General features: G+C 48.1%; 16 protein-coding genes. 14 read left to right on the top strand and 2 right to left on the bottom strand.

Annotated elements, in window-relative coordinates:
- Positions 1-19 precede the first annotated feature (19 nt).
- On the top strand, positions 20-2,362 hold the full coding sequence (locus tag JHJ32_RS00150; protein ID WP_233632414.1) for a M1 family metallopeptidase: 2,343 nt from the start codon (positions 20-22) through the stop codon (positions 2,360-2,362).
- A 40-nt stretch (positions 2,363-2,402) separates the two neighbouring features.
- Positions 2,403-3,488, top strand: a complete 1,086-nt coding sequence (locus JHJ32_RS00145) for an Ldh family oxidoreductase (protein WP_200119046.1) — start codon at positions 2,403-2,405, stop codon at positions 3,486-3,488.
- Between the two features lie 199 nt (positions 3,489-3,687).
- Here the strand turns inward: JHJ32_RS00145 and JHJ32_RS00140 are convergent, their stop codons facing one another.
- Together JHJ32_RS00140 and JHJ32_RS00135 are read right to left on the bottom strand one after the other, a co-directional pair.
- Complete coding sequence (locus JHJ32_RS00140) at positions 3,688-5,346, bottom strand: hypothetical protein (protein WP_200119043.1); 1,659 nt, start codon at positions 5,344-5,346, stop codon at positions 3,688-3,690.
- Positions 5,347-5,384: 38 nt separating this feature from the next.
- Positions 5,385-5,822 carry an Rrf2 family transcriptional regulator gene (locus JHJ32_RS00135; protein ID WP_079717440.1) on the bottom strand — a complete coding sequence of 146 codons (438 nt, stop codon included), beginning with the start codon at positions 5,820-5,822 and terminating at the stop codon, positions 5,385-5,387.
- 299 nt (positions 5,823-6,121) lie between these two features.
- Here JHJ32_RS00135 and JHJ32_RS00130 point away from each other — a divergent pair, with 299 nt between their 5' ends.
- The 12 genes from JHJ32_RS00130 (at position 6,122) to JHJ32_RS00075 (ending at position 19,263) form a co-directional block, all read left to right on the top strand.
- A complete protein-coding gene (locus tag JHJ32_RS00130) occupies positions 6,122-7,339 on the top strand; it encodes a D-arabinono-1,4-lactone oxidase (protein ID WP_200119041.1) in 1,218 nt (405 codons plus the stop codon).
- Positions 7,323-7,718, top strand: coding sequence for a sensory rhodopsin transducer (locus JHJ32_RS00125; protein ID WP_200119038.1), 396 nt, complete (start codon positions 7,323-7,325; stop codon positions 7,716-7,718). Before JHJ32_RS00130 ends, JHJ32_RS00125 begins: the two co-directional genes overlap by 17 nt.
- A 9-nt stretch (positions 7,719-7,727) precedes the next feature.
- Complete coding sequence (locus JHJ32_RS00120) at positions 7,728-8,264, top strand: DUF2721 domain-containing protein (protein ID WP_079717443.1); 537 nt, start codon at positions 7,728-7,730, stop codon at positions 8,262-8,264.
- A 172-nt stretch (positions 8,265-8,436) separates the two neighbouring features.
- Complete coding sequence (locus JHJ32_RS00115) at positions 8,437-8,940, top strand: ArsR family transcriptional regulator (protein ID WP_200119036.1); 504 nt, start codon at positions 8,437-8,439, stop codon at positions 8,938-8,940.
- A gap of 154 nt (positions 8,941-9,094) precedes the next feature.
- Positions 9,095-11,620 carry an SLBB domain-containing protein gene (locus tag JHJ32_RS00110; RefSeq protein ID WP_200119034.1) on the top strand — a complete coding sequence of 842 codons (2,526 nt, stop codon included), beginning with the start codon at positions 9,095-9,097 and terminating at the stop codon, positions 11,618-11,620.
- A gap of 5 nt (positions 11,621-11,625) precedes the next feature.
- The gene (locus JHJ32_RS00105; protein ID WP_200119032.1) at positions 11,626-12,750 is read left to right on the top strand and encodes a Wzz/FepE/Etk N-terminal domain-containing protein; all 1,125 of its coding nucleotides are present in this window, start codon (positions 11,626-11,628) and stop codon (positions 12,748-12,750) included.
- A gap of 290 nt (positions 12,751-13,040) precedes the next feature.
- The gene (locus JHJ32_RS00100; protein WP_200119030.1) at positions 13,041-14,354 is read left to right on the top strand and encodes a nucleotide sugar dehydrogenase; all 1,314 of its coding nucleotides are present in this window, start codon (positions 13,041-13,043) and stop codon (positions 14,352-14,354) included.
- 16 nt (positions 14,355-14,370) lie between these two features.
- Complete coding sequence (gene gmd / locus JHJ32_RS00095; protein WP_200119022.1) at positions 14,371-15,483, top strand: GDP-mannose 4,6-dehydratase; 1,113 nt, start codon at positions 14,371-14,373, stop codon at positions 15,481-15,483.
- Between the two features lie 38 nt (positions 15,484-15,521).
- Positions 15,522-16,538 carry an N-acetylneuraminate synthase gene (neuB, locus tag JHJ32_RS00090; RefSeq protein WP_200119019.1) on the top strand — a complete coding sequence of 339 codons (1,017 nt, stop codon included), beginning with the start codon at positions 15,522-15,524 and terminating at the stop codon, positions 16,536-16,538.
- Positions 16,538-16,990: a GNAT family N-acetyltransferase gene (locus tag JHJ32_RS00085; protein ID WP_200119017.1), complete on the top strand. Its 453-nt coding sequence runs from the start codon at positions 16,538-16,540 to the stop codon at positions 16,988-16,990. The genes neuB and JHJ32_RS00085 overlap by 1 nt, the downstream gene beginning before the upstream one ends.
- On the top strand, positions 16,974-17,822 hold the full coding sequence (locus JHJ32_RS00080; protein WP_200119015.1) for a sugar phosphate isomerase/epimerase: 849 nt from the start codon (positions 16,974-16,976) through the stop codon (positions 17,820-17,822). Before JHJ32_RS00085 ends, JHJ32_RS00080 begins: the two co-directional genes overlap by 17 nt.
- Complete coding sequence (locus JHJ32_RS00075) at positions 17,812-19,263, top strand: aminotransferase class I/II-fold pyridoxal phosphate-dependent enzyme (protein ID WP_200119013.1); 1,452 nt, start codon at positions 17,812-17,814, stop codon at positions 19,261-19,263. Before JHJ32_RS00080 ends, JHJ32_RS00075 begins: the two co-directional genes overlap by 11 nt.
- The last annotated feature ends 11 nt before the right edge of the window (positions 19,264-19,274 follow it).

The raw sequence follows: 19,274 nt of genomic DNA, 5'->3' as shown, positions 1-19,274 counted from the left end.
TAACATAAAACATGAAAACATGAAACGAAGATACTATCAGTTGTTCATGCTTCTCGGGTTTGGAACGCTCTCCTCCCCCGTCCTGGCGCAATATCAAAACAATCCCGGTTCGAACCATGGGAACAAGTTTGAGCAGCTCGGCACATTATTGAGCGACCCGAACGTATACCGTACAGCTTCAGGCGCCCCTGGTCACCAATATTGGCAGCAGAAAGCTGATTACGTCATCGACGTAGAGGTCGATGACGAAAATCAGCGGGTCATCGGCGCTGAAACCATCACGTATACCAACAATTCGCCCGACCCCTTGACTTACCTGTGGATCCAGTTGGATGAAAACGAACACAAGGCCGATGCCGAAAGCAAGAAGTTCGACGAAAGCTCACTCGGTGATCAGGTGACCACCCGCCAGTTGCAGCAACTTATAGCCCACGATAAAGATTTGGGTGTCAACATCCTGAAAGTGGCTGATGCGGCTGGCAAAGCGCTTCCATATACCATCAATTATACCATGATGCGCGTGGAGCTGCCAACCACCCTGAAACCCGGCGCCAAGTTTGTGTTGCAAATCGATTGGCAGTACAACATCAGCGATCGGATGACGGAAGGAGGGCGCGGCGGCTATGAATACTTTGCCGAAGACGGCAACTATCTTTATACCATTGCGCAATGGTACCCGCGTATGGCCGTATATTCCGACTTCCAAGGGTGGCAAAACAAGCAATTTACAGGTCGGGGCGAATTTGCATTGGCATTCGGGGACTTCAAGGTGAACATTACCGTACCGGCCGACCACATTGTTGGTGCCACGGGCGAATGCCGCAATTATGCCAACGTGCTCACCGCTGCGCAATACGATCGCTGGCGGCAGGCACAGCAGGCGGACGAGCCGGTGGAAGTCGTCACGCTCGACGAGGCCCGGCAAGCTATGCGAGGCAAGGCCAAGGGCAAGAAGACTTGGATCTATGAAGCCAAAAATGTACGTGACTTTGCCTTTGTGACATCCCGCCGCCTCGTGTGGGACGCCATGCGCGTCAAGGACGGCATTGCGGGGAACGCACCCATGGCCATGTCATATTACGGCCCCGAGGCCTATCCCCTCTATCGCCCATATTCCACAAAAGTTGTCGCCCACACCCTGAAGGTATATTCCAAGCACACCATTGCCTACCCCTATCCGGTAGCCATCTCCGTGGAAGCCGCCAACGGCATGGAATATCCCATGATTTGCTTCAACTACGGCCGTGCTGATAAAGACGGCACGTATTCAGAAGCCACTAAATACGGGATGATTGGCGTTATCATCCATGAGGTCGGCCATAACTTCTTTCCCATGATTGTCAACTCCGATGAACGGCAGTGGACATGGATGGACGAAGGCCTCAACACCTTCTGCCAGTTCCTCGCGGAGCAGGAATGGGATAAGGATTTCCCCTCACGCCGCGGTCCCGCACATAAGATCGTCGATTACATGAAGCTTCCGAAAGACCAGTTGGAGCCCATCATGACCAACTCGGAAAATATCGTGCAGTTTGGGCCAAATGCTTATGCCAAACCCGCCACGGCGCTCAATATCCTGCGTGAAACCGTGATGGGCCGCGAGCTTTTTGACTATGCGTTCAAGGAGTATTCCCGACGTTGGGCGTTTAAGCACCCCACCCCTGCTGACTTTTTCCGCACCATGGAAGATGCTTCGGCTGTCGATCTCGATTGGTTTTGGCGTGGATGGTTTTTCAGTACCGATCCCGTGGATATCTCCCTGGACGATGTACAGTACTTCCAGCCCGTGGGAAACCTGCAGGAAGCGCAAGCCGAGGCCAAGGCAGCCCACGAAAATGACCTGAATACCATTTCCCGCCGGCGCAACATCGAAGCCGGCGTCAATTTTGCCGTGGAGGCCGACACCTCCTTGCAGGATTTTTATAACAAATGGGATCGCTTCGCAATCACAGCGGAAGACAAGCAAGCCTTCGAGCAATACTACCAGTCGTTATCGGCAGAAGAAAAAGCGCTGTATGATGGCGAGTACCATTTCTACCAGCTTAAAATGAGCAATAAAGGCGGGCTGGTCATGCCCATTATCATTCAGTGGACCTTTGTGGATGGCACCACGGAAACCGAGCGGATTCCGGCCTATATCTGGCGGAAAAACGAACATGAAGTCACCAAGGTCTTTGCGAAAACCAAGGAGGTGAAGACCATCCTTATCGATCCCCTGCGGGAGACGGCAGACATTGACGAAGCCAACAATTCGTGGCCCCGCCAACATACGCCCACACGTTTTGAATTGTTTAAGCAGGGAACCGGGCCGGCGCGTGGCGCATCCGTCGGACCAAATCCCATGCAACGGGCAAGGCAATAAGAGAAGGCGACCCAACATTTATCGCAAAAAGCACAAGAACATGATCGTACAAGAACGGCAATTAAGGGATTTTACATACCGCATCTTCCAATCCATCGGATGCCCTGATGCCGATGCTGCGTTAGCGGCGGATGTACTCCTTTCCGCCGACCTCCGTGGCATTGATTCACATGGTGTGGCGCGACTCAGCGGTTATGTACGCTTATGGGAAAACAACCGGCTCAACCCAACGCCCCATATCCGCATTGTCCATGAGACACCGACTACCGCCACGGTCGACGGCGATGGTGGCTTAGGACTGGTGGTGGCCCCCTATGCGATGAACCTTGCCATCGAGAAAGCCCGGCAATATGGTTCCGGTTGGGTAGCCATCCGCCATTCCAATCATTTCGGTATCGCCGCTTATCACGCCCTGAAAGCCGTGGAGCAGGAAATGATCGGATATGCCATGACCAACGCCAGCCCACTGGTGGCTCCCACGTTTTCGTCCGAACGGCTGCTGGGCACCAATCCAATGTGCTATGCCTTTCCAGCCGGCGCCTATCCGCCCGTGGTGGTCGACATGGCCACCTCAGCTGCTGCCAACGGCAAGCTGGAAATCGCGCAGCGGATGAACGTTCCCATTCCCGAAGGCTGGGCATTGACGCCCGACGGCAAGGCTACCACCGACCCCAATGCGGTGACGGCCGGCGGCGCACTGTTGCCTTTGGGCAGCGAATATGGCCGAGGCAGCCACAAAGGGTTTGGATTATCCGCCACCGTGGACATCCTTTCCGGTGTATTGTCCGGCGCCAACTACGGCCCATGGGTACCGCCGTTTGTGGCGTACTTGCAACCCGTAGCCGACCAGCCCGGCAAAGGCATTGGTCACTTCGTCGGTGCCATGCGTGTAGATGGATTCCGACCTGTCGCCGATTTCAAAGCCCATATGGATCAATGGATTAGCCGGTTTAAAAATGCCCAACGGATAAACGAGGAACAAGGTGTTATCATCCCGGGCGAACCGGAGTATCGCGCCACACAACACCGCAAAGAACACGGCATTCCATTGGTTGATGCCGTTTGGGAAAACCTGCAGGTATTAGCGGTCAAACTTGGTGTGGAAGGGATTGCAGACGAAACGTAAGAGACGGCAGCGGAAGTGGCGGCACCTTGGATATGCAACGCAACTGGAAGACTCGCTCCGCTCATCTCCCTAGGTCGCTTGTGCACATCCAAGGTGCCTTAGGAGGGAGAGGAAAGGCATAGCTGAGGGACTGGCATGTTGGATACGCAACGCAACTGGAAGACTCGCCCCGCTCATCCCCTAGGTCGCTTGTGCACATTCAAGGTTCGAGTCCAATGCATTGCTTCGTCCCCTCACGGATGCTATGCCAGATCATCTTAAAGAACGAATATGTTGGATCGCGCACCAAATATACGCTGCCCTGATGGTATATCCCGTTGGCATCCGGGTTGCTATCATTCACCAAAAACCGGTTTGCAAAAAACGATACCACCGGCCTCGCCGATGTCTCGCCGTTACCGGCTTCCCTAAGCAAGCTTACCTTCAAATTCCGATAATCCAACTGCAGCGTACCGCTCGTCTGGCGATCGTTAGCCTCCATCTCAAAGGCCATCGCCTGGATATCCGCCTGTTCAACCTCCACATTCATCTGCGGCGTGAGCATCCGGTTGAAGGACCTACCATCCATGCGTCCAACCTTGGCCTGATACGTATGCGCACCAAGGGTATCCAGCAGGTCAAAGCGAAACCTCACTTCCAGATCCCCAGCCCCCATGACGCGGGAGGTCGCATCAAGCTGCAGGAACCTGTTACGGGCCAGCATTACAGAATCGTTGGTCATATTGCGAATTAGGCCGTTAACATCGTCGAACGTCACGGTGCCCGCTTTGGCCGTCTGGTCGCTTACCTCCGTAAAACTGATATCCATTGCATTGATTAGCACCGAATCAATCGCGAGCCGCTGCTTCATCCCCAGCAACTGCTGGTGCGGCGACTCACCGATTTTATACGCAGGTGGGTTGGGCTTTGTTTTGTCTTTATAGACGGCGATACTGCCACTGTCAACGCGAAGTACCGACGCTGCCAACGTTTGGCTGTTGACCCACCTTGCCAGGTTCACATCGTTTAATGCGACATGAGCAACCGCTATGTTTGCAATGTCCTTAGCCCGTTGCACCCGGCGGTAAAACTCGGCTTTGCTCACCGTAAGTCCATAACGCAGATCGCGGAGCGCCAATTCCCGCGTATCCGTTTGGAAACGCAGCGGCCCTACATGCAGCCGATAAAGGCTGTCCGGCCGGAGAAAATCGAGTGAATCTATCTCCAATCGGATTGCCCTCGCGAAATACAGGCGTGCCGTATCAAGCAACGAGGCCGGGTCTATCCTTATATCGCGTATCGCCAGGGTGATATCCCGTATCCGGACGTCCATCGCACTGCTGTCGTCCGTCATTTCAAATTGGCCGGCATTCAGTACCATGCGATTTACCCGAGTACCTGCCAACGTCTTAGCGAGGCGTTCGGCAAACGTATCCACAGTCGGGTCGGCGGCCGCCGTATCCTTGTCGGGCCAATGATGGCGGACAAGCTGTAACGATGGCGCGTCGATAACCACCGTGTTGACATGCACCTTCTTGCTGATAAGCAGCCGCATCAGTCCGACTCCTTTAACTTGGAGACGGCCTATCCGGACGAGATACGACGCGCCGGATTCCGGACGCTGCCGGCCATCACCCTTATAAGTTGCCGTATCGGGGATGAGGGAAACGTTTACGGCCGCCGCATTGCCCCCCAGCAACGACACCTCCAAGCGATCGTAGCTCAATTGATAACGGCCGTCTGTCTCGCGGGCGATCAGGTCCTTTAACTTCACCTCCATCCGCGGCTTCCACCGATGGTTTACATACCAATTACTTCCAATGATGATTACGATTAGGCCAGCGGCGATGCCAAGGCCCCATTTCCAAAAGGGCTTCATTACGATAAGAAACGCAACGGACGCCTAAATGTTTGCCGTCAAACACCCAGTGCAAGGCGCTTTTCCTTATCGATAATATCCGCTATACTGGTATCGTTTAGGATTTGTAACATAGCGTTGCGTACGTCAATAAAGGTATCGCGGATACCGCATACCTCTTCCGATTTGCACTCGTCGCAACTCCGGTAAAAATTGAGGCTTACACAGGGCAGCAGCGCAATCGGGCCGTCAATAAGCCGCATCACCTGCGACAACCGGATATCTTCGGGCGCTTTATTCAGGTTGTAGCCGCCACCGGCCCCTTTTTTACTATACAGGATTCCTGCATTACGCATTTCTAACAAAATCTGTTCGAGGAATTTCTTCGGAATACGTTCTTCTTCCGCAATGCGTAAAATCTGCATCGGTTCCTTACCGTAATTCCTGCCCAAAACAATCAGGGCTTTGATGGCGTATTTGGCTTTTTTGGATAACATTGACGAATAGCTTTACCGTACGTAATAAGCAATACAGCTACAAAGGTACAATATTTGGAATACATCCGGGCCGCAAATCTCAGCAACGGCGCACGACAAATTCCGTTTATTCCAGTTGGCGGATTTTTGGCTGGAACGCTCACATCGTTTACGCTCCTAGGCCAAAAATCCGGCAACTGGAAATACCGTGACTTGCTCAACATCCGAAGTATGCCGTGCACCCTACGGACAGCAATACCCTTCGCAAACATTAATCCCCCCTGGTTGTTGCATAAACAGGACTTACCTATCATGTTACTATGGAGCAAACGCTACGCCGACATACCTGGACCAGTTGGTCCGGAAGCATCCAGTTTACGCCTGAGCGACTGCTGACGCCTGTCGATGAAACAGCCCTGCAACAAATCGTCAAAGAGACCTACCATCAGGGCAAGACCCTTCGCGTGGTGGGTGCCAGCCATTCATGTTCCGATATCTACACCACCAAGGAGACACTTATCAACATGGATAAGTTCACTGGCCTGCTTGGCGCCGATCCCGGCGCACAGACAGCCGTGCTTCTACCCAATACCACGATCGAGGCGGTGGGTGAGGCCATCGCGCCTTATGCGCTCGCCATGGAAAACATGGGCCACATCGACAAACAGACATTGGCCGGTGCCATCAGTACCGGCACGCATGGCGCCGGCAAATACTTGGCTAACCTGTCTTCACAGCTGCACGGGGTCCGTCTTATCAGCGGCACGGGCGCTATACATGACTTTGATGCAGACCAGCACCCCGAAATGATGCAGGCGCTGCGCGTATCCCTGGGCTCGATTGGCCTGTTTACCGCTGTCAAGCTCAAGCTACTCCCGCAATACCGCCTCGTCCGCAAACAGTACCGCGCCTCACTGGATGACTGTTTAGCCCAGCTGGACGAACTCATGGAACTTCACCGCAATTTCTGCTTTTACTGGTATCCCCGGCGGGATGATGTAACGATCCGCACATGGAACGAAGAAGATCGCCAAGTGCCCGACCTTCCCTTCGGCCAGTTGTACAAAGAAATGCGCGGCTATGCCAAAGATGTGCTGCCTTCCGAGCAGACGTTAAAATTCAATGAACTCGAATATTCCGTAGACCTGCGTGATGCCGTCCCCTGCTTCCTCGAAATCCGCCAACGAATCAAAGAAAAACACCGCAAAGACGTGGGCTGGCGTGTGCTCTTCCGGCCGGTCAAAGGAGACGGCAACTGGCTCAGTAATGGGTATGGAAAATCCACGGTGGCCGCCATCACGCTGCACCAGAATGCCAGCCTGCCCTATCAGGCCTATTTCGACGACGTTGAACCCATATTCCATGCTTACGGCGGAAGGCCGCACTGGGGCAAGAAACATAGCATGCGCGCCGCCGATCTGGAACAGCTGTATCCCCGTTGGGCTGATTTCCAACGCATCCGCACGCAGTTCGACCCGCAGGGTATTTTCCTGAATGAACACTTAAAAACGATTTTTACGCATGACGAACAGCAATAGCCATGAACCCATCGCCGGGTATATGCGGTGGGTTATTCCCGGCGGCTACATCCCTTTGGAGAGCCATGGCCCCGAACCGGCATGTACCAGCCGCGATGAGTTAATCATCCTCAATACCCACGCCGAGGAAGCGCAGGTGAGCCTCCACGTCTATTACGCCGACCGTGACCCGGTGGGCCCCTATCATATCAGCGTACCCGCCCAGCGCATCCAGTGCTTCCGCTGCAATGACCTCATCGATCCAGAAGCCATCCCCTTGGAGACCCTTTACGCGCTCGTCGTTTCGGCGGATCGGCCCATCACGGTACAATTCAAACAGCGCTATTTCGGCACACACCATCAGGCAAACCATACCCTTACGGCCTATCCCGTCAGCTGACCATACCACATGGATGCGCTCTCCCACACATTGTCCGTACTATCGGCCATGATCACCCCAGTGGTGCTGATTATGGCCAGCAGTTCACTGATACTCTCCACGTCGCAGCGCCTCAGCCGATCCATCGAACGATCACGCAAAGTAAGCAGTATCATCAGTGATATCATTCGCGAAAACAGCAGCACTCCCCGGCTTGCGGATGTCCCCGTACTCATCCAACAACTGGAGCTGTCCAGCCGCCGTGCCCGCCTGCTCCAGCGCGCCATGACAAGCCTGTACATCACCCTTTTCTTCTTCGTCGCCTCATGCATCAGCATAGCGTTGGTCTACTTCCTGTCTGACGGCTATTCCTGGTTTCCGATAGCCCTTGACCTCATCGGCGTCGGTTTCCTCTGTTACGCCAGCGTCCTGCTCGTCGACGAATCCCGCATTGCCCTTTCGGCCGTCGATGCCGAGATGCAGCACACGCTGCAACAATTCAAACAATACCGTCAGCAGCAGACCCACGCTGCCAGACGCTGGCTATGGCGGAAACGAAATCGTTGATCAGATTAAGTAGTTCGTGATGTTTCCGGCTAGCAGATTTAGGCTGGAACGCTCACTGCGTTCACGCTCCTAGGCCTAAATCTGCTAGCCGGAAACAAAGATATCGTATGACGGCATTTGGAGTTTACAAAAAAGTGAGTACCTTTGTTGCTCAATTAGTCTATCGTTTTAGATGCTCGACTCACTCATCACCTCGAAGACCCGCTTGCGCCTATTGGTGAAGTTTTTCATCAACGCCGCCAATCGGGGACACATGCGAGGTTTAGCCGAAGAATTCAACGAATCCACCAACGCCATCCGCAAAGAACTCAACAACTTATCAGAAGCCGGTTACCTGGAAAAGGAAGCCGATCAAAACCGTGTTTCCTACCGCGCCAACGTAAAGCATCCCTTATTCGGTTCGTTGCAGGATATTGTACATAAGTACCTTGGGTTAGACCGGATTGTCGAGACCGTCCTCAGCCGCATGGGTGATGTCGAGCAGGTTGTACTCACCGGCGATTATGCCCAAGGGCGCGACAGCGGCACCATTGAGGTGACCATCGTGGGACAGACACTCAATGCCGACTATCTCGAACAACTGGCCCCGAAGGTGGAAGGGGTGATCGCACGCAAGGTACGCTTTACGTTAAGTCAAGTAAAAACAGCGGGGGGGCTGGTGTTGTATGAGCGGTAAAATCAAGTCCATAACACAAAACCTTGGCGTATTTTTTTGTGGGTTAACATCCGACGTAACGATAAATTTGGACACTAACGCTGTGAGGACCACAGAGAATATGTACCTTTGCTCAATTTTAGCATTATATAAACACAAGAAAGCGAATAGATTGATGAAAAGAAGTATCCTGTTATTGATAGGCTTTTTCTGGTTGATTACGACACAGGCACAGACGCAGTCACAAACGAAATCACAAAACCAATCGCAAAGCCAGTCACAGCAGCAGCAACCTCCCGTGCAATTGTCGGATATTTCCAAGGTCCGGGTGGATCAGCTGTCCGACGAGCAGATCACAAAGATCATGACCGACGCCGAAAAGCGTGGCTTGACGGATGATCAACTGCTGCAAGGCTTGGCTCAACGGGGGATGCCAGCAGCTGAGCAACAAAAGTTGCGTAGCAGGATGGCCGCGCTTCGGCAGAAAGGCTCACCCGTTGGAAAGCGCGCTGCCGCTATGCCCACACCGATGGATCAGCAAGGACGCCAGGTAGTCGACACGACAACTGCCTTTGTCGACAGCTTGATGATTGTTGAGGAGGAGGCCGATACCAGCCGTATATTCGGCGCCAAGCTGTTCCGCAATACCAATATCCAATTCCAGCCCAATCTCAATATCCCGACACCGAAAAATTATGTGATCGGCACAGGCGATGAATTGCTGCTCGACCTCACCGGAGACAACGAAGCAAGCTATACACTTCCTGTAACGCCGGAAGGCACCATCAATATCAATTACGTGGGTATCGTGCCGGTTTCCGGCCTCACGATCGAAGATGCGGCCGATAAGATCCGAAACCGGATGCAACCAACTTATCCGCAGCTGGGTTCCGGCCGCACGCGGCTGTCACTCACGCTGGGCAATATCCGCAGCATCAAGGTGACGCTCACGGGCTACGTCACCCGCCCGGGCACATACACCCTGCCGTCGCTGGCCAACGTATTCCATGCGTTGTACGCATCCGGCGGCCCATCCGACAAAGGAACTTATCGCGGCATCCAGCTCATCCGTAATAACCGGGTGATAGAAACCATCGACACGTATGATTTTCTGACCAAGGGCATCCAACCCGGCAACGTGCGGTTGGAAGATGGCGACGTCATCCATATTCCGGTGTTTAACCGCCATGTCACCGTCGATGGGCTCGTAAACAACCCCGGCATCTTCGAGCCGGTAGAAAGCGAAACATTGGAAGACGTGCTGCGCTTTGCGGGCGACTTCTCCCCCGAGGCTTACCGGGCCAAGGTCAAGGTACTTCAGGTTACCGACCGTCAGCGCAGCGTAGCCGATATCTATGCCGAAGACTTTAGTCGTTATACTCCGAGAAACGGTGACCATTACATCGTGGAGGAGGTTCTCGACCGGTATGCGAACCGCGTCGCTATCGAAGGCGCAGTATTCCGCCCCGGATTGTATGCCCTTACAGACGGGCTTACCCTTCGGGAGCTGATCCGTCGAGCCGATGGTCTCAAGGAGGATGCCTTCATGTCGCGGGCCTACATCAACCGCCTGAATCCTGACAATACCCAGCAGCTCATCACGGTAGACTTGGCCCAACTCATGGCCGGCTCTACGCAACAGGACCACGTGCTGCAGCGTGAAGACAAGGTCATCATTTCATCGATTTTTGATCTCCGCGAAGAATACACCGTGTCTATCAGTGGGCAGGTGCGTAAACCTGGCGAATTCGAATATGTGGAGCAGATGACCCTCGGTAACCTCATCCAGATGAGCGGCGGGCTGGCAGAAGCCGCCAATATCGAGTATATCGACGTTGCCCGCCGTATCCGCCGGAATACCAACGAACGGGATTCAACGATTTCTGAACTGGTACGGGTTAGTTTTGATAGCCGCGAGGAAGCCGTGCAATCCGACTTCGTGCTGCAGCCGTTTGACATGGTCAGTGTGCATACAAGCACCGGTTATCAAGTACAACGGCTCGTACGTATCGAAGGGGAGGTCATGTATCCGGGCGAGTATGTGCTGCTAAAGAAAGACGAGAAGGTCTCTGACCTCATCCGGCGTGCCGGTGGCGTCACGGAGTTTGCTTACTTGCCTGGTGCTTCACTACAGCGTAAAGCATCGGATGCGATGCTCGCGCAGGGGCATAGCGCATTAACCAGCCTGGATCAACAGGAACTGCGCGAGCTGGAGCTGGAACAGAGCGCGTTGCAAAGTATTGCCCTCGAAAATACGGCAGAAGGGGGAACCAAAACCGAGTTATTTTTCAGTAATTACGTGGGCATTCAATTGGATAGGATTTTAGAGGGGGATCGCAAATATGACATCCCGCTGGAAGATGAGGATGTGATCATCGTACCACGGCAGTTGCGTACCGTCACGGTTCGCGGGCAGGTACTCAACCCTAACCGGATCGTCTACCAAAAAGGGAAGCCCTTGAAATACTACATCCGGCAGGCGGGTGGCTTTACTGCCAAGGCCCACAAGAAAAAAACCTTTGTGCAGCATGCCAACGGCTCGGTTGAAGGAAGTCGATGGGGATACCCCGAGGTGTTACCCGGCAGCGAGATCATCGTGCCCACGAGGCCTGAGCGGGAGAAAATTCCTGTGCAGGCCTGGGTGAGCATGGGAAGCGTGATTACATCAATGGCGGCGGTAATTGTAAGTTTATTGAGGTAAAAGCTATGGAAGAAAGATCTACGTATCATACAGGAAATGACGATGGCTCTTTAAGGGAACTTGTTTTAAGTGTCCGTTGGTGGTTGATCTACCTCTTATCAAAGTGGAATATTATACTGATAGCGGTTATTTCGGGTGGTATAATCGGGTTATGTTATTCTTTCTTCAGTCGACCGAAATATACTGCCACGACCACTTTTGTGTTAGAATCTAGTGATTCGAAAAATGGGCTTGGTCGCATAGCCGGAGTGGCAGCTATCGCCGGGATCAACTTGAGTTCAGATGTTGGAGGGCTTTTTCAGGGCAATAATATTTTGGAATTGTATAAGTCCCGTATGATGTTGGAAAAAACCTTATTAGACGAGGTTCATCCTGACTCTAATGAGCTACTCATAGAACGCTATATTGCTTACAACGAATTAGAGAAAGATTGGAAAAATAAACCAGAATTACTGGCTTTAGATTTTCGCAAAGAACCAGAGGCGCTAGATTCATTATCGCGTAGGCTACGTGATGGCGTAATCGCTTCGATTATCAATTTGATAAAGTCAGAAGTACTATTTGTTGGTAGAATAGAGAACCTTTCTATTATCCAAGTCGATGTGACTTCGCCAGACGAGGTTTTTTCAAAAGCGTTTAATGAAAAATTGGTGAAAAACGTAAATGAGTTTTACTTACAGACCAAAACGAAAAAATCAACTGATAATATTGCAATACTCGAGAAGAAAGTGGACTCGGTACGTAACGAAATGTCAGAAGCAATTCATTCTGCCGCGCGCGTGTCTGATGTAACGCCTAATCTCAATCCCACGAGACAGGCGCAACGAGTTGTACCCGTACAAGAGGCTCAATTTTCGGCTGAGGCAAATAAAGCTATTTTGAGCCATTTATTGCAAAACCTTGAATTAGCCAAAATGAATCTGTTACAAGAGCAGCCTCTGATTCAAGTTGTAGATACTCCTGTTTACCCCCTTCCGATAAAAAAGTTGGGTAGCGTAAAAGGTATCCTCATAGGAGGTTTTTTATTTGGGTGTTTGGTCTTAATCTTCTTAATTACTCAGAAATACTATCGCAACATTATAACCGTGAGTGAGAAGCTTGAAACAGTTCGAGAACAACGATCAAGATGATAAAATCCAACATCTATTGTATTGTATTTGCAAATCAATAGGCATCTATACCTTTATTGCTGTCAGCGAATAGATTCATAAAGCACTTAGAAACGGAAAGACTAATAAAAAAGATGGTTAAGAGATGATAACAACAATAATCTATTTGGCAGACTTGGAAGGTTCTGCCGCTATAGGCACCGCCGCAACGCCAAATTTAGAGATCGCTTGAAATAAGGAAGAAAGCAATTGACCTACTAACGCGTACACAATTAAATTTGACTCACAAAGAAACAAGAATTAAATAGAAAATGAGTAACCAAACATCTCCCAAAACGGTTGATAATGCACATATCGCGGTCATCGGATTAGGCTATGTCGGTTTGCCTTTGGCGATCGAATTTGGAAAGAAATACAATGTCCTCGGGTTTGATATCAATGTCGAGCGGGTTGCAGAGTTGAAAGCCGGGAAAGACCGTACACAAGAGGCGGATCTCAACGGATTGAAAAACGCGATGGAATTAAAGAAAAAAGGCCAAATCGGCTTGTCTTTCTCGTCAACCGTTGAAGACCTGCGCCCGTATAACACATATATTGTTACTGTTCCTACGCCGATCGACCAATTCAAAGCACCCGACCTCACACCGCTGGTCAAGGCTTCCGAAATGTTAGGTAAGATGCTCGAAAAGGGCGATATTGTCATCTACGAATCGACGGTATACCCCGGTTGTACGGAAGAGGATTGTGTACCGGTCCTAGAGCGCGTGTCAGGCTTGAAATTCAACAGGGATTTCTTTGTTGGCTATTCCCCTGAACGAATTAATCCGGGCGACAAAATCAATACGCTGACCAAGATTAAGAAAGTGACCAGTGGATCCAATCCCGAAATTGCCGTTCGGGTAGATGACCTGTATCGTTCTATCATCGAGGCAGGCACACACAAGGCGCCTACCATCAAGGTCGCTGAAGCCTCAAAGGCGATTGAAAATGCTCAACGCGATGTCAACATCTCGTTTGTCAACGAACTTGCATTGATTTTTGATCGTATCGGTATAGACACCAATGATGTGATTGAAGCTGCCGGAACGAAATGGAATTTTTTAAAATATAAACCTGGTCTAGTTGGTGGTCATTGTATTGGCGTAGATCCTTATTATTTGGCACATAAAGCTCAGTCGCTCGGTTACCATCCGCAAGTAATCTTGTCGGGGCGGAGGGTCAATGACCACATGGGTGCTTTTGTGGCCGACAAAGTGGTCAAGTTGATGATTCAAAAAGACCATAAAATTAAGAATTCCCGTGCATTGATCATGGGAATAACATTTAAAGAAAACTGCCCGGATATTCGTAATACGAGAGTAGTGGATATTTATCACGAATTGGCACAGTTTGGCCTTTCTGTAGACATCTATGATCCTTGGGCAGATGCGGAGGAAGTCAAGTCTGAGTACGGATTAAAGGTTCTTAATGAAGTAGATACACGTGTGGTGTATGATGCTATTGTGGTCGCAGTAGCACATAATGAGTTCTTAACGTTCGATTATGGGAAAGTAAAGCGCAGCAACGGTGTTATCTTTGACACAAAAGCGTGTCTAAATCGAAATTTAGTTGACGGCAGGCTATAGAATGGAGGACAATTTAATGAAAACAGCTTTTATTACTGGTGTTACAGGACAAGATGGTGCTTACCTCAGTGAGTTTCTGTTAAAAAAGGGGTATATAGTGCATGGCCTTAAGCGTCGTACCTCTTTGTTTAATACAGGTCGAATCGATCATCTTTATGAGGATCCCCACGTCACCAACCCTAGATTTATTCTTCACTATGGTGACATGACCGATAGCACAAATCTTATAAGACTCATTCAAGAGATTCAACCCGACGAAATTTACAATTTGGCAGCACAAAGCCATGTGAAGGTCAGCTTTGATACACCAGAGTATACTGCTAATGCAGACGGAATTGGTACACTCAGGTTGTTGGAAGCCATCCGATTTCTTAATTTGGAAAACAAAACCAAAATATACCAAGCTTCTACTTCTGAATTATATGGTTTGGTTCAAGCCGTTCCCCAATCGGAAACAACTCCATTTTATCCAAGAAGTCCGTATGCGGTAGCGAAATTATACGCATATTGGATTACAGTCAATTACCGAGAAGCCTACAACATTTTTGCTAGTAACGGTATTTTATTTAATCATGAATCGCCCATTCGTGGAGAAACTTTTGTTACTCGCAAGATCACCCGTGCAGCGGCCCGTATTGCATTAGGACTTCAAGATAAACTATATCTAGGTAATTTAGATGCTCAGCGTGATTGGGGACATGCAAAAGATTACGTACGAGTGATGTGGCTAATCCTACAAGCTGATGAGGCTGAGGACTGGGTAATAGCTACTGGAAAAACGACCCGTGTACGGGATTTTGTAAAGATGTCGTTCGCCGAGGTGGGTATTGAACTATATTTTAAGGGTGAGGGCATAAATGAGAAAGGTTATGTAAAATCATGTAGCAATCCAAATTATATTGTAGATTTAGGGAAAGAAGTGGTTGCTGTAGACCCTTCCTATTTTCGGCCTACAGAAGTCGATTTGTTAATTGGCGATCCCTCAAAAGCAAAAAGGAAATTAGGCTGGGAACCGGAATATTCCCTCGAAGAGTTGGTAAAGGAGATGATGGAGGAAGATATTAAATTGACAAAAAAAGAATTGTATTTAAAAGAGGGGGGATACAGAACTGTTGGTTATTTTGAATAGTCAACATCCATTTATTCAAAGGAATTAATTTAGAAGTGATGAACCGTAGTGTATATATCATAGCAGAGGCTGGAGTCAATCATAATGGTGATCTTGAAATAGCTAAGAAATTAGTCGAAACAGCAAAGCAGGTCGGCGCGAATGCGATAAAATTTCAGACGTTTAAGGCAGAACAAATCGTCACTAAAAACTCGCCTAAAGCAAAATACCAATTGGCAGTTACTGATAGAGACGAAAGTCAGTATGACATGTTGAAAAAACTAGAACTAAATTCTAATGTATATGAAGAGATTATCGAGTTATGTAAGGTGAACGAGATAGATTTTCTTTCAACGCCCTATAATATTGAAGATATTGAATTTCTTGAGAAATTCAATGTTTCTTCTTACAAAGTAGCGTCTGGCCAACTTACGGAGTTGCCGTTTTTACGCTACCTCGCAAGGAAGAACAAGCGAATGTACATCTCAACAGGAATGGCTACATTAGCAGATGTCTTTTTAGCTGTTGAAGCAATTCGTGATGAAGGGAATAACGATATTGTTGTCCTTCAATGTACAACGAATTATCCATCAAGAATAGAAGATGCGAATATTTTGGCTATGAACAGCATAAAGGAAGCATGCAATGTCAGTGTAGGCTACTCGGACCATGTCCCTAGTAATTACGCTTGCTATACAGCTGTTGCTCTAGGAGCAGAGGTGATAGAAAAACATTTCACATTGGATAAATCAATGGAAGGACCGGATCATAGTTCGTCATTAGACCCCGAAGGATTTCGAGAATTGATCGAAGGAATTAGAAACATTGAATTAGCTTTAGGCAGCAAAGTAAAAAGACCATCCAAAATCGAATTAGAAAATAGTAAAGAGATGAAAAGAGGGATGGTCGTGTTGGAGGACTTGGCTAAAGGAACTGTTTTAAAAGAAAGTCATATCGGATTTAAGCGACCGCTTCGGGGTGTGCCGATCAATATGTTGCCCGACATAATCGGTAAAGAAACTCTGATAGACTTGAAAGCAGACGACAACATTGGTTTTGATGCAATAAAATGGTAATGAAAGATAACCCTGTTCTTATTCAACCTGTCAAATTAAAGGACATCCCCCTTTTACAGGATCTTTTATCTAGGGCAGGTAACTCATTGGACTCATTCCGTTATTTCAATAAACGTTCCTTTTCGGTAATTCAGAATCACAAATTGACCGTTATTCTTTACTTCAATGGTGAGCCCTGTGGTTATGGTCACTTGGATGAAGAAGATGATAAGATTTGGCTGGGCTTGATGATTGTGGAGTCTTTCAAAAGAAAAGGTTTAGGAAAGAGATTGCTCGAATATTTATTGGATTACGCGGATTCAGGCCAAGTCTCGGAGATTTTTCTTTCAGTAGATAAATCTAACCAAGCTGCTATTTCATTGTATAATAGGTTTGGGTTTTTGCCGGAAAAATGTCTCGAAAGTCGATCTTTTATTTTAATGAAACGAAAACTCCATGGAAATTTATGTTAGTTCGCTTGCGTTTGCTGGCAGTTCGATTGAGGAAATACTTGATTTATGCCATACAAACGATTTGGCTCTAGAGTTCAGTTCCGGCCTTCCGTTCCGACGCGACATGCAAGATATATATATACATGCGCCTATAAAAAGAATACCCCACAACTACTTTCCCGCCCCCCAAGAAGCATTTGTGCTTAACTTAGCAAGTACCAATCAAGTTCTTAGAGAAAATTCTATCAAACATTGTTTGCAAGGATTGGACTTGGCAAAGCGTAGCGGCTCTCCATTTTTCTCTGCGCACGCGGGATTTTGTATCGACCCTAATCCAGAGGAGCTGGGAAATAAAATTCGACTGCCTTCGACATTTGACAAGAGTTTGTGTAAAGAATTGTTCATCGAATCTGTTCGGCAGATTATGGTGCACGCAAATAAGATAGGGATCTCATTTCTAATCGAAAATAACGTGATTGCCCAATTCAATTTAGGAGCTGAGAACGTCAACCCTTTACTATGTTGTACAGGCGAGGAGATAAATTGGTTAGTGTCTGAAATCAATCAACCGAATTTTGGTATTTTATTGGACACAGCTCATCTTAAAGTAAGTTGCATCACCTTTAATGTCGACTTACACCAAGAGTTAAAATTAATAATGCCGCACATTAAATGTATTCACCATAGCGATAACGACGGTTTAATAGATGACAATAAGAAATTCACAAATGATTATTGGTTTTTGAAATATATGGTCCAATTTGAAGAAATTCCTCATGTCATTGAAGTAAAGAACATTACTACCAAAGAAATCGCCTCACTAAAAAAAATTTTAATTAATCATGGAAATTAGGCATCTAACTGTTACTTCCGAGGATTCGTTGGAATCGGCTATGAAAATTCTCGACAGAAATGCTTTGGGAGTTTTATTTGTTATTGACAATGTCGGAAAGCTAATAGGAATCGCGACAGATGGAGATATCAGGCGCGCATTATTATCTGGCCATGATCTCAAATCGCAAACGGGTGATATTATGAATGAAAACTTCATCTCCCTGCCTGCGGACGCTGACAATGCTACCATTATCAAAAAACTAGATAATAAGATAAAAATAATCCCGTTAGTGGATCAAAACAACTATCTTGTTGATTATGCCACGATAAGTAGATTGCGCCGTATCCCTATTGCTTCCCCTCTCTTAGGCGGAAACGAATTATCGTATGTATCTGATTGCATTAATACGAACTGGATTTCCTCTCAAGGCAAATACGTTCAAAGATTTGAGGAACTTTTTTCGGCAAGCCATAATGGAATGTCTGCATTGGCGGTTAGCAATGGTACCGTGGCATTACACGTGGCATTGAAAGCTTTAAAAATTGGGGGTAATGACGAAGTAATTGTTCCAAATCTTACCTTTGCCGCTTCAATTAATGCTGTCTTATATACTGGAGCAACTCCAGTATTGGTCGACGTCGACGCTCTCACGTTAAACATCGATCCTCAAAAAATTGAAGATAGTATTACTAAGAAGACTAAGGCAATTATGCCTGTACATTTATACGGTCAGGTATGTGACATGGATTCGATTATGGAGATTGCCAGAAAGCATAGTCTTTTGGTGATTGAAGATTGTGCGGAAGCGTTAGGATCGACTTATAGAAATCGGCCGGTCGGAACATTTGGAGACGCCGCGACTTTTAGTTTTTTCGGTAATAAAACGATTACCACAGGGGAAGGTGGCATGGTATTGTTTAATGATAGGGAAGTCGCAAAATATGCTGCAGTCTTAAGAGATCACGGTATGAATAAAACCAAGCGATATTGGCATGATGAAATTGGGTTTAATTATCGGTTAACAAACATTCAGGCTGCGATTGGTGTCGCTCAGTTCGAGCGACTACAGGAGTTCATTGATAAGAAACGATTTATCGCATCAATCTATAATGAAACACTTTCTCCCTACGATTTTATTCAAATTCCGATTGAAATTAACGAAACTAAAAACTCGTATTGGTTATATACTTTCTTGATTAAGGAACATGCTCCTTTTACAAGCCAACAGTTGGTTTCGTTTCTCAGCAATAAAGGCATTGAGACACGTCCAATTTTTTACCCACTACACATAATGCCGCCGTATCAAACCTTTGGAAATCACGCTTCTCTGTCTGTTTCCACAAAGGTTTCAGAAATGGGGTTAAGTCTACCTTCTTCAGTTAATTTACATGAAGAGGAAATACGTTATATCTGTAATACGATAGAAAGCTTTATAAATCAAAGAACAGTAATTGGTTAATACTAACGGCT

The organism is Parapedobacter sp. ISTM3, assembly GCF_016533505.1.
In the GTDB taxonomy this organism is placed as follows: domain Bacteria; phylum Bacteroidota; class Bacteroidia; order Sphingobacteriales; family Sphingobacteriaceae; genus Parapedobacter; species Parapedobacter luteus.
The sequence above is the reverse complement of the archived record's forward strand: the minus strand, read 5'-3'. Positions and strand labels throughout refer to the sequence as shown.